11 protein-coding genes are annotated in these 11,865 nt (G+C 63.1%); 4 read left to right on the top strand and 7 right to left on the bottom strand.

The window, feature by feature from the left end; all coding sequences use genetic code 11:
* Window positions 1-15: 15 nt before the first annotated feature.
* Genes ABOC32_RS09760 through dapA form a run of 3 tightly spaced genes read right to left on the bottom strand, consistent with a single transcriptional unit; the run spans window position 16 to window position 2,799 of the window.
* The gene (locus ABOC32_RS09760) at window positions 16-774 is read right to left on the bottom strand and encodes an MBL fold metallo-hydrolase (protein ID WP_426810874.1); all 759 of its coding nucleotides are present in this window, start codon (window positions 772-774) and stop codon (window positions 16-18) included.
* Window positions 775-1,896 carry an outer membrane protein assembly factor BamC gene (gene bamC, locus ABOC32_RS09755; RefSeq protein ID WP_016498341.1) on the bottom strand — a complete coding sequence of 374 codons (1,122 nt, stop codon included), beginning with the start codon at window positions 1,894-1,896 and terminating at the stop codon, window positions 775-777.
* Between the two features lie 15 nt (window positions 1,897-1,911).
* Complete coding sequence (gene dapA / locus ABOC32_RS09750; RefSeq protein WP_086976782.1) at window positions 1,912-2,799, bottom strand: 4-hydroxy-tetrahydrodipicolinate synthase; 888 nt, start codon at window positions 2,797-2,799, stop codon at window positions 1,912-1,914.
* Window positions 2,800-3,058: 259 nt separating this feature from the next.
* Here dapA and ABOC32_RS09745 point away from each other — a divergent pair, with 259 nt between their 5' ends.
* Window positions 3,059-3,622, top strand: coding sequence for a glycine cleavage system protein R (locus tag ABOC32_RS09745; RefSeq protein ID WP_016488638.1), 564 nt, complete (start codon window positions 3,059-3,061; stop codon window positions 3,620-3,622).
* A gap of 11 nt (window positions 3,623-3,633) precedes the next feature.
* Window positions 3,634-4,107 carry a peroxiredoxin gene (locus ABOC32_RS09740; protein ID WP_003254742.1) on the top strand — a complete coding sequence of 158 codons (474 nt, stop codon included), beginning with the start codon at window positions 3,634-3,636 and terminating at the stop codon, window positions 4,105-4,107.
* A gap of 120 nt (window positions 4,108-4,227) precedes the next feature.
* Here the strand turns inward: ABOC32_RS09740 and ABOC32_RS09735 are convergent, their stop codons facing one another.
* A complete protein-coding gene (locus ABOC32_RS09735) occupies window positions 4,228-5,298 on the bottom strand; it encodes an AI-2E family transporter (RefSeq protein WP_426810873.1) in 1,071 nt (356 codons plus the stop codon).
* A gap of 20 nt (window positions 5,299-5,318) precedes the next feature.
* Complete coding sequence (locus tag ABOC32_RS09730) at window positions 5,319-5,558, bottom strand: sulfurtransferase TusA family protein (protein WP_016498337.1); 240 nt, start codon at window positions 5,556-5,558, stop codon at window positions 5,319-5,321.
* Between the two features lie 122 nt (window positions 5,559-5,680).
* Here ABOC32_RS09730 and ABOC32_RS09725 point away from each other — a divergent pair, with 122 nt between their 5' ends.
* A complete protein-coding gene (locus ABOC32_RS09725; RefSeq protein WP_086976785.1) occupies window positions 5,681-7,117 on the top strand; it encodes a M48 family metalloprotease in 1,437 nt (478 codons plus the stop codon).
* A gap of 118 nt (window positions 7,118-7,235) precedes the next feature.
* Here ABOC32_RS09725 and nadA read toward each other — a convergent pair whose 3' ends face one another.
* Together nadA and ABOC32_RS09715 are read right to left on the bottom strand one after the other, a co-directional pair.
* Window positions 7,236-8,294, bottom strand: a complete 1,059-nt coding sequence (gene nadA, locus ABOC32_RS09720) for a quinolinate synthase NadA (protein ID WP_043201894.1) — start codon at window positions 8,292-8,294, stop codon at window positions 7,236-7,238.
* A gap of 262 nt (window positions 8,295-8,556) precedes the next feature.
* Window positions 8,557-10,065: a YdgA family protein gene (locus tag ABOC32_RS09715; protein WP_426810872.1), complete on the bottom strand. Its 1,509-nt coding sequence runs from the start codon at window positions 10,063-10,065 to the stop codon at window positions 8,557-8,559.
* A gap of 436 nt (window positions 10,066-10,501) precedes the next feature.
* Here ABOC32_RS09715 and ABOC32_RS09710 point away from each other — a divergent pair, with 436 nt between their 5' ends.
* A complete protein-coding gene (locus ABOC32_RS09710) occupies window positions 10,502-11,854 on the top strand; it encodes an APC family permease (protein ID WP_016498333.1) in 1,353 nt (450 codons plus the stop codon).
* The last annotated feature ends 11 nt before the right edge of the window (window positions 11,855-11,865 follow it).

Here is an 11,865-nt window from a genome sequence, read left to right as displayed (position 1 = left end):
GCTTGAGGTGTTGGGCTAGGCGATTTCGCGCCAGTCGAGCCCGTGTTCCTGATTCGCCACCTGGAGCCAGTCCGGGTCGCACCCTAGGGTGTCGACGAAGCACTGGCGGGCCAAGTGTGGCAGGTTGTTCTTGCTGCTGAGGTGGGCCAGCACCAGGTGTTGCAGGTTGCTCCAGCCCAACTCGTGCACCAGGCGCGCGGCCTGGTGATTGTTCAAATGCCCTTGCATGCCACCCACCCGCTGCTTCAGGAAGACCGGGTAGTGACCGCGTGCCAGCAGGTCGCGGCAGTGGTTGGCCTCGATCAGCAGTGCATCCAGGCCCTGGTAACGTTCCAGCAACAGTGCGTCGTACGAGCCCAGGTCGGTCAGCATGCCGAAGCGCCGCTGGCCGTCGCTGATCACGTATTGAAGCGGCTCGTAGGCGTCATGCTCGACCCGCGCGGCGATCACTTCCAGGCTGCCGATGCGCAGGCTTTGGCCACACGCGAGAAAACCGGCCACCTCCACCGGCTTGCGCATGCCGCGCAAAGTGCCTTGGCTGAGGTAGACCGGTACATTGTAGCGCCGTGACAGCAAGCCGACCCCATGCACGTGGTCGGCATGTTCGTGGGTGACCACTACCGCGCTGAGCTGGGCCGCCGAGACGCCGAGCAGCGCCAGGCGCCGCTCGGTTTCACGCAGGGAAAAGCCGCAATCAACCAGGATGAACGTGTCACCACTGGCGATCAGCGTGCCGTTCCCTTGGCTGCCGCTTCCGAGTACCGCGAAGCGCACTTAGCCCAGGTGGTCCTGAATGGCGCTCAGCACGCGGCGGGCGACATCGGCCGGAGCCACGGTGTTGATGTTTTTCTCGACCGTGACCTGCACGCTCTCACCCACCTTGCTCAGGCGAACCTGATAGCGCTCGGCACGGGCTTCACGCTCTTCCTTGGTCGGCTCGCTGCCGAACATGCGACCGAAGAAGCCAGGCTGGTTCTGCTTGTCGTCAGGTTTTTCGGACAGGTTGATGTAGTACAGGCCCAGGCTGCGGTTGATGTCTTCGACACGCCACTCGCCACCCTGCTCCAGGGCACGACCCACGCCAGACCAGGCGCGGTCCAGGTCGGAGCCCAGGTACAGCACCGGGTTACCGCTGCCGTCCTCGCTGAGGCTGACGCGGCTTGGCGCGTCGAAATCGCGCGCGGCCAACAGCGACACCGAACCGCCCTTCTCGGCGCTGCGGTTCATGCTGGCAAGCATTTCGTCGACCAGCAGGGCATCGGCGCCAGTGTTGCTGGACGTGGAGGGGAACCCTGGCTCGGCAGTGCTGCCGGCCGGGCGCTCGACGCTGACCACGTACACTTCGGAGGTGTTGCGCTGCACGCCGGGCTCCATGCGCACACGGACACGCACTTCGCTGTCACCGCTGCTGGCGGTGCTGGCCAGGCGCTGGCCAAGCGATGCCGACAGTTCGTCGAAACGCTGCCAGGTAGTGTTGAATTCACCGGTCTGCGGGCGCTCTTCAGCAATACGGAAGCCGTTGTCCTCGAAGAACTGGCGGGCCACTGGCCACACCTCGGCAGGCGAATGCTGGGCCAGTACCCAACGGCTGCTGCCGCTGCGCTGCAGGCTGTAGTCGGTGACCTGGGCGGCGCCACCGGTCAACGGCTGCGGGCGCGGCACTTCGAACTCGCCAGCGACGTTGTCGTCAGCGACGTTACGCGGGATCGGCAGCAGCGGGTCAAGGCGTTTGACGTTGCTAGCGTCCGGCGGCAGTTGCATCGGCGCGGTTGGGTGCGCCTGCAGGTAATCGCTGCCGCGGTCGCGGAAATAGCCATCCTCGCCCCATAGCCAGCCACACCCACTGGTGCTGGAGATAATCAGGGCAAGGGCGGAAAGACCAGCCAGTCGCTTCATGCGGTGTACTTCCTCTTAAACCAGTACGCCGGACTGGCGCAAGGCAGTACGGACTTTTTCGTGGCAGCCTTCGCTCAGCCAGGTCAGTGGCAGGCGAATACCTTTTTGCATCAGGCCCATTTCGACGAGCGCCCATTTCACCGGGATCGGGTTGGCTTCGCAGAACAGGTCTTTGTGCAGCGGCATGAGTTTTTCGTTGATCGCGCGGGCCTTCTCGGCATTGCCCTCAAGGGCAGCCTCGCACAGATCGGCCATTTCGCGCGGGGCGACGTTGGCAGTAACGGAGATGTTGCCCTTGCCGCCCATCAGGATCAGCTCGACGGCAGTCGGGTCATCGCCAGACAGGACGATGAAGTCCTTGCTGACGCCATCGAGGATGGCCTTGGCGCGAACCAGGTCGCCGGTGGCTTCCTTGATGCCGATGATGTTCGGCACGGTCGACAGGCGGATCACGGTCTCGGCCTGCATGTCGCAGGAGGTGCGGCCGGGTACGTTGTAGAGGATCTGCGGAATGTCGACGGCTTCGGCAATGTGCTTGAAGTGCTGGTACAGGCCTTCTTGCGTCGGCTTGTTGTAATACGGCACGACCAGCAGGCAGGCGTCGGCACCGGCGCTCTTGGCGTTCTGGGTCAGGTGCACGGCTTCGGCAGTGGAGTTGGCACCGGTGCCAGCGATGACCGGTACGCTGCGGCTGCTGCGCTTGACGCGCTCGACAACGTGCTTGATGACCAGGATGTGTTCTTCGACATCCAGCGTGGCGGACTCACCGGTGGTGCCGACAGCGACGATCGCATGGGTGCCGTTTTCCAGGTGGAAGTCTACAAGTTTGTCGAGGCTGCCCCAGTCAACACGCCCTTGTGCATCCATGGGTGTGACCAATGCCACCATACTGCCCGCAATCATGTAACTGCTCCTGCCGGAAAAAGAGAGCGGTAATGGTACTGGGGGCATCGACCTTGCACAAGCGAAGCAGGCGGGCGGAGCATTCCCCTCGGCGCCTTATTTCGCTACCCTTGACCCTTTGATCGGTGCAGCGCGGCCCGCCGGGCCGTCGACCTTGCTCCCCGCCAGCGTCCAAGACCTCGCATGCGAGCCCCGGGCCCTGCCGACAGGAGGCTTTTGACCGTCCTGCACCGACCGCTCATCGCTTTAGGAATGCTGCATGTCCACCCCCACCACTGTCCGCGAACAATTCCTTGTCATCAGTGCCCTGGGACCGAATCCCATGGAACTGGCCAACGTCCTCAGCCGCGCTGCCTTCGAAAACCGCTGCGCGGTGGTCACCTCGCGCCTGAGCCGCCATGGCGAGACCAGCGCCCTGGTGCTGCAGGTGGGCGGCAGCTGGGATGCCCTGGCGCGCCTCGAATCCACCCTGCCGGGCCTGGGCAAGAAGCACGGCCTGACCCTGGACGTGGTGCGCAGCGCCGACCAGGAAGTGCGCCCACAGGCCCTGCCGTACGTGGCTTATGTCAGCGCCGCCTACCGCCCGGACATCATCAACGAGCTGTGCCAGTTCTTCCTCGATCACCGCGTCGAGCTGGAAGCCATGACCTGCGACACCTACCTGGCGCCGCAGACTGGCAGCAGCATGCTCAACGCCCAGTTCACCGTGATCCTGCCGGCCGGCACCCAGATCAGCTGGCTGCGTGACCAGTTCCTGGACTTTGCCGACGCCCTGAACCTCGATGCGCTGATCGAGCCATGGCGTCCACAGAACCCAATGTAAGGAAACCGACCATGGCTGTAGCACTCGACCAACCCGTTGCCGACTTCCAGGCCCAGGCCACCAGCGGGCAGACCGTCAGCCTGGCCGAGCTCAAGGGCCAGCAGGTGGTGGTGTACTTCTACCCGAAGGACAGCACGCCTGGCTGCACCACCGAAGGCCAGGGGTTCCGCGACCAGCATGACGCCTTTGCCGCAGCCAACACCGTGGTGTTCGGGGTATCGCGCGATGGCATCAAGTCGCACGAGAACTTCAAGGCCAAGCAAGGCTTCCCGTTCGAGCTGATCAGCGACAAGGACGAGGCCCTGTGCCAGCTGTTCGACGTGATCAAGCTGAAGAAGCTGTACGGCAAGGAATACATGGGCGTTGACCGCAGCACCTTCCTGATCGACAAGGACGGTGTGCTGCGCCAGGAATGGCGTGGGGTGAAAGTGCCCGGGCATGTGGATGCCGTATTGGCGGCTGCCCAGGCCTTGAACAAGGCGTGAAATTGAATGGGGCTGCTTTGCAGCCCGTTCGCAGCACAAGGCTGCTCCTACAGGAACCGCGTATGCCCTTGTAGGAGCAGCCTTGTGCTGCGAATGGGCCGCAAAGCGGCCCCGGTTGCATCATAGCAGCGGCGAAACACTCGGCTCTTGCCGCGGCCAGGCATCCAGCACGGCCTTGATCAGCGTCGCCAGCGGGATGGCGAAGAAGATCCCCCAGAACCCCCACAACCCGCCAAACAGCAATACCGCGCAGATGATCGCCACCGGGTGCAGGCTCACGGCCTCGGAGAACAGCAGCGGTACCAGCACGTTGCCATCCAGCGCCTGGATGATCGCGTACACCGTCATCAGGTAGATGAACTGGTCGCCCCAGCCCCACTGGAACAGCGCAATCAGCGTCACCGGTACCGTCACCACCACCGCGCCCACATACGGCACCACCACCGACAGCCCTACCAGCAGCGCCAGCAGCGCGGCGTAGTTGAGCCCCAGGCTGATGAAGGCGATGTAGGTGGCAATGCCACAGATCAGGATTTCGATGCCCTTGCCGCGAATGTAGTTGGCAATCTGCCGGTTCATTTCGCTGCCCACCCGGTTAAGCAAGGCGCGCTGGGTGGGCAGGTAGCCACTGACCCAACGGCCGATCAGTTCGCGGTCCTTGAGGAAGAAGAACACCAGAATCGGCACCAGCACCAGGTAGATCATGGCGTTGACCAGCAAGGGCAGGCTCGACAGCGAAAAGGTCAACGCCCACTGGCCGAACTTGCCGATTTCCCCGCGCACCGACTCGATGGCGTGCAGCACCTGCTCGTCCGACACCAGGTGCGGGTAGCGCTCGGGCAGCAGCAACAGCAACGACTGCCACTTGCCAAGCATGCCCGGCAACTCGTTGAACAGGGTAATGAGCTGGTGCCACAGCAGCGGCACCAGCACCAGCATGAACACCGCCAGCGCGCCCATGAACAGGGCAAAGACCAGCATCACCGCCATCCGCGTCGGCACCCGCAGCCGCTCCAGGGCATTGACCAGCCCCTGCATCAGGAACGCCAGCACCATGCCCGCCAGCACCGGCGCGAGCATGCCGCCCAGGGTGAGCACGGCGGTAAACGCCAGGAACAACAGGACCGCCAGCACCACCGCCTCCTCATCGGAGAAGTAGCGCTGCATCCAGTCGCGAAGCACTTTGAACATTGACGATCCTTGGAAAAGACTCAGGCCTTGCGCAGCCAGTAGGTATAGGTACCGGCCTCAGCCGTTTCCTGCAGCAGGGTATGACCGGCCAGCTTGGCGAAAGTGCGGAAGTCGCGCTGGGAACCTGCGTCGGTGGCGATCACCTTCAGCACCGCGCCACTGGCCAGGCGGTTGAGCTCCATCTTGGCCTTGAGCAGCGGCAAAGGGCAATTCAGCCCGCTGGCGTCCAGTTCGGCGTCGCAGGTCAGGGTGTCACTCATCGCGGGGCTCTCCAAAGGCATTGCCGGGTTGCTGCTTCACAGGGTCGGCTAGGATAGCGCCACTGGTCGCCAACGTGTGAGCCCGCTACAGTAGGTATCTTTGACCGACGCGAGCTTCATGCATGAATCTACTGCGCCCTACCCTGCTGACGCTGGCCTGCCTGATGGCCCTTCCCGGCCATGCTGACGACCTGCCTTCACTGGGTGACGCCAGTTCCGCGATCGTATCGCCGCAACAGGAGCACCAACTGGGCCGTGCCTGGCTGAGCCTGCTGCGCGGCCAGGTCAACCAGTTGAACGACCCGCAGCTCAAGGACTACGTCGAGACGACCGTGTACCGCCTGGCCGAAACCAGCCAGCTGCAGGACCGGCGCCTGGAGTTCATCCTGATCGACAGCCGTGAACTCAACGCCTTCGCGGCCCCCGGCGGCATTGTCGGGGTCAACGGCGGCCTGTTCCTCAATGCCCGCACCGAAGGCGAGTACGCCTCGGTACTGGCGCACGAACTGGCGCACTTGTCGCAACGCCACTTCGCCCGCGGCGTCGAAGCCCAGCAACGCATGCAGCTGCCGATGATGGCGGCTTTGCTTGCGGGTATCGTGCTGGCCGCCGGTGGCGCTGGCGATGCGGGTATCGGCATGATTGCCGGCACCCAGGCCGCGGCCATCCAGGAACAACGGCGCTTCTCGCGGCAGAACGAACAGGAAGCCGACCGCATCGGTATCCAGAACCTGGAAAAGGCCGGTTACGACCCGCGCAACATGCCCACCATGTTCGAACGCCTGGCGCAGCAGTACCGCTACGGCGCCAAGCCGCCGGAATTCCTGCTGACGCACCCGGTGACCGAATCGCGTATCGCCGACACCCGCAACCGTGCCGAACAGGCGCCCAAGGGCGGTGTCGAGGACAGCCAGCGCTACCAGCTGATTCGCGCGCGCGTGGCCCTTACCTATGAAGAAACCCCCGGCCTGGCAGCCAAGCGCTTCCGCACCCAGCTCGACGAAGACCCGAAACTTGACGCTGCACGCTATGGCCTGGCCCTGGCGCAGATCAAGGGCGGCCAGCTGAACGAAGCCCGCGAAAACCTGAAGCCGTTGCTGGCCAAGGCCCCCAACGACATCACCTACAACCTGGCGCAGATCGACCTGGACATCACCAACAACCGCCTGGCCGACGCGCAGCAGCGGGCCGAGCGGATGCAGGGGCTGTACCCGGGCAACTACCCGCTGAAACAGGTGCGTGCCGACTTGCTGGTGAAGCAGAACAAGCCTGCCGAGGCTGAGAAGGTTCTGAACGAGCTGATCAAGAGCCGGCCGGATGACCCGGACGTGTGGTACGACATGGCTGAAGTGCGGGGCTTGTCGGGCAATACCATCGGCTTGCACCGCGCGCGGGCCGAGTTCTTCACCTTGGTAGGGGATTTTGACCAGGCGATCCAGCAGCTGGACTACGCCAAGCGCCGGGCGGGCGGGAACTTCCCGCTGGCGTCGCAGATCGACCAGCGCCAGCGCGAGATCCTGGAGCAGCAGCGTATGGTTCGGGAAATGATGGGCCGCTGAGTTTTTCGGGAGCGCTTTGCGCTCCATTCGCAGCACAAGGCTGCTCCTACAGGAGATCGCATTCCCCTGTAGGAGCAGCCTTGTGCTGCGAATGGGCCGCAAAGCGGCCCCAGCACTATCAGGCGTTACCGGACAGTTTCAGGCGCGCGGCCTGGGTGAAGTCCAGCATGCGGTTCAGCGGCTTGATCGCCTTGGGCACCAGCGCCGGGTCAACGAAAATCTCATCGCCCCCTTTGCGCAGGCAATCCAGCACCCGCTCCAACGTGTTCATCGCCATCCACGGGCAGTGCGCGCAGCTGCGGCATGCCGCGCCGTTGCCGGCGGTAGGGGCTTCGACAAATTCCTTGTCCGGGCACAGCTGCTGCATCTTGTAGAAGATGCCGCGGTCGGTGGCGACGATGAAGGTCTTGTTCGGCAGGGTCTGCGCCGCCTTGATCAGCTGGCTGGTGGAACCCACCGCGTCGGCCAACTCAATCACCGCTTCCGGTGATTCAGGGTGCACCAGGATCGCTGCGTCCGGGTACAGCGCCTTCATGTCGGCCAGCTGGCGCGACTTGAACTCTTCGTGAACGATGCAGGCACCGTCCCACAGCAGCATGTCGGCACCGGTTTGCTTCTGGATGTAACGGCCCAGGTGCTGGTCCGGGCCCCAGATGATGGTTTCGCCGTTGTCCATCAGGCTTTCGACGATTTCCAGTGCGCAGCTTGAAGTCACCACCCAGTCGGCACGGGCCTTCACGGCAGCGGAAGTGTTGGCGTACACCACCACGGTGCGCTCAGGGTGCTGGTCGCAGAAGGCGGAGAAATCTTCCACCGGACAGCCCAGGTCGAGCGAACAGGTGGCCTCCAGGGTCGGCATCAGCACGCGCTTTTCCGGGGTGAGGATTTTCGCGGTCTCGCCCATGAAGCGCACACCGGCCACGATCACTGTTTCGGCCGGGTGATTCTTGCCGAAGCGGGCCATTTCCAGCGAGTCGGACACACAGCCGCCGGTTTCTTCAGCCAGGGCCTGGATAACCGGGTCGCAGTAATAGTGGGCAACCAGCACGGCGTTCTGGGCCTTGAGCTCGGCAGCGATGGCCGCACGGTATTCGGCCTCCTGCTCGGCTGTCAGCGGGTTGGGCTGCTTGGCGTCGAGGTGAGCCTGAACCAACAGGCGTTCGGAAATCTGGGTCATGATCGCTGGACCTGCAGGCGCGCGTGCGCGTCAAATCGAGTGTATCACCCGGCCCTGACAGATCGGCTAAGGGTGCCGGACGGCACGCAGGCCGCCACGGCCCTCTGCGGGCGCGGATTATTATCGGAGGCCGAAGGCTACAGACAATCCAGCGATTACTAAAGTGGTTTTTGTGTTGCCTGTGCTGGCCCATTCGCGGGTAAACCCGCTCCCACAGGTTATTCACCGCCCTGAGGCCGAGGCCCAGCACAGGATGAAGGGGTCAGCCCCCTGGCACCGGGGCTGCCAAGCGCGCAGTAATGAGCATGGCGAACTCTTCCACGGTCATTTTCTTGCCGTTGAAATCAACCATGCCATCGGCATAGTGCAGGCTGCTGACCACATCATTGCCTTCAACGGTGGCCAGGCCGCTCTGCAGCGCCATCATGCCGGCCATTTCCCCCGCCTGGCTCGACTGCATGGCAATCGCCTGGGCGTCGGTCTGGCCATCCAGCAGCGCCTGCAAGGTCGCCAGGTCACCCATCATCGGCTTGGACAGCGACAGCTTGCCCTTCACCTCGGTGATCATTTGCTTGCTCAACTGGTCAGGCGGCAGGTCGAAGCTGGCCGGGGCGGCGAAGTCCATCGACAGGTTGAAACGGCTCTCGCCATTGGCGGTCTTGAACGACAGGTTTTCTATCGCCACCTTGGGCTTGGCGGCCAGCAGTTGCCGCAGGTCACCCTGAAACCGGGCCTTCTCTGCGTCGTCCATCTGGATCTGCGGTACCGGCTGACCGGCTGCAGCGGCGGCCTCGAACTCCGGCAGGTGCGCCTGGTACCACTTCGACAACGCCTGCAATGCCGGTGCGTTGACCGAACTGACACTCACCAGCATGTGCCCCTTGCCCACCGCACGGCCATCCCAGGTGATGTCGCCGACCTTGTACTCCACGCGACCGCCCACGTTATCCGGGCCGTCCAGGGTTTGCAGCACATTCTGCTCCAGGCCGTTGATCAGCAGCACCTGCTGCTTTGGCCCCAGGGTGACCTTGGTTTCGGCCAGCGCCAGGTCGACATTGCCCACATAGATGGCGTCGTGCACGGTGGCCTGAAGGTTGCCGCTCACCTTCAGGCCTTTGAGTTCGAACGTGGCAGGCGGCTGGTCATCACGCACAAGCTTCATCATGAAACGGTCGGCCTGGCCGTGGAACTTCGACGCCTTGCCTTCCTTGTCGCCACTGACTTCCAACTGCATGCCCGAGAAGTCGAGGCTGTTGCCGTCAGCTTCGTCGAGCTTGACCGGCGCCAGCCGGACCTGGCTGACCACACTGCCGCCGTAACCCAGGCTGGTCTGTGCGCTGACCGGGGCCTGTTCGCCTGCGGCGGCGAACCACGCTGCGGTGGCATCGTCCTTCTGCAAGGTGCTGTTGCTGACCGCCATCACCGGCATCAGCTTCAACGCCTTGACCCGCGACCAGGGAAACGGGCCGTGCTCGATCTGGTCGGTCACGCCCACATCAAAACTCACCACCTCGCCTTCACCCACGTTGATGTCGCGGGCCTTGAGCCGGTACTGGGCGGTACTGCTGAAGAAATGCTGTTCCAGCGACACCCGCTCGATGCTCATGCTGCCGCCGGTGGTCACCAGGGCCTTCTTGAGCTCGGCGTTGCTGCGGACAAGGGCGTTGTCCAGCTCGGCAGGCAACTGCTTGCCGGTGTACCAGGCACCAGCGGTGGATGCGACGGCAATGGCAATCGCCAGGCCGGAAAGGATGCCAACTGATTTCTTCATGAATAGAACCGATTGTCCGTAAGGGCTTCTTGGGCGACAAAGGCCACGCAGGAGGCGAAGAGTACCACTGGGACAGAACACGATGGCCGGTTCGAAAACAGAAAACACATTTTTCAGAGGAATCTGAGTCCCCTCAAGGAAGGCATGATTCGTTAATTTTTACGAACATTCAAATTGATCAAAACCGCAAAAAAACGCGCAAAAACCGAACAAAAGCCCCTTTAAATCGATAAATGTTTCAATTCAGTAACATCTTGTCATGTTTAACTTGACACCAACCTACCCATCGTTTTTTATTTTCACCACTTAGCGCGTCTCCCCCCCGCGCCTTCCGCCGCTCCTACAAAAAAGGTGAACAACATGGAGCCCACCCGCTCGCCCTTGCCGCATGCGCAATACACCGTGCCCGCCGTTTACGCCCAGGAGCCATGCCAGCATGCAGCCTGATCACAGCGCTTCCGGCAACGGCCAACTCCGCAAAACCCTGCGCCTCTGGCACGTGATCATCATCGGCCTGGCCTACCTGACCCCGATGACCGTGTTCGACACCTTCGGCATCGTCAGCGGGATCACCGCCGGCCATGTGCCCAGCGCCTACATCCTGGCGCTGGCGGGCATCCTGTTCACCGCCGTGAGCTACGGCACCCTGGTAAAACGCTTCCCGCAGTCGGGCTCGGCGTACACCTACACCCAACGCGCGATCAACCCGCACGTGGGCTTCCTGGTCGGCTGGTCGTCGCTGCTGGACTACCTGCTGCTGCCGATGGTCAACGCGCTGCTGGCCAAGCTGTACCTCTCGGCCATGTTCCCCGAAGTACCGGAGTGGATATGGGTGGTCGGCTTCGTCAGCCTGATCAGCCTGATCAACATGCGCAGCGTAAACCTGGTGGCGCACTTCAACCTGCTGTTCGTGGGCGTGCAGGTGGCGATCATCGCCGTGTTCATCTACCTGTGCGTGCGCGGCCTGGGCCAGGGTGAAGGGCTGGGCACCACCTGGAGCCTGCTGCCGTTCGCCGACAACCAGACCCACCTCAGCGCGCTGGCCGCCGGTGCGACCATCCTGTGCTTCTCGTTCCTGGGCTTCGACGCGGTCACCTGCCTGTCCGAAGAAACCCGCGACCCGGCCAAGACCATCCCACGGGCGATCTTCCTCACCGCACTGATCGGTGGCGTGGTGTTCATCACCGTGTCGTACTTCATCCAGGCCTACTTCCCGACCATGGCGCGCTTCCACGACCAGGAAGCGGCCCTGCCGGAAATCGCCCTGTACGTCGGCGGCAAGCTGTTCCAGTCGATCTTCATCGCCTGCACCGTGATCAACACCATCGCGTCGGGCCTGGCCTCGCAAACCAGCGTGTCGCGCCTGCTGTACGTGATGGGCCGCGACAACGTGATCCCGGCCAGCCTCTTTGCCCGCCTGCACTCGCGCTACAAGACGCCGGTGCTGAACATTGCCGTGGTGGGGCTGGTTGCGCTGTCGGCGATCTTCTTCGACCTGGTGACCGCCACCTCGATCATCAACTTCGGTGCGCTGGTCGCGTTCAGCTTCGTCAACCTGTCCGTGATCAACCACTGCTACCTGCGCGAAGGCAACCGCCGGGGGCTGGCCAACCAGCTGAAGTACCTGGTGCTGCCAACCATTGGCTTCTGCATCATCGTCTCGCTGTGGCTCGACCTGAACGCGCATTCGCTGATGTTCGGCGGCATCTGGGCGGCGGTCGGGTTGATCTACCTGGGTTGGCTGACCAAAGCCTTCCGGTCGGCACCGCCCAACTACGTCGCCGAATGACCCAAGCTGCC

The organism is Pseudomonas sp. WOUb67, from assembly GCF_050058005.1.
GTDB lineage: Bacteria > Pseudomonadota > Gammaproteobacteria > Pseudomonadales > Pseudomonadaceae > Aquipseudomonas > Aquipseudomonas putida_R.
Note: the sequence above shows the minus strand (reverse complement) of the source record. Positions and strands in the feature narration are given on the sequence as shown.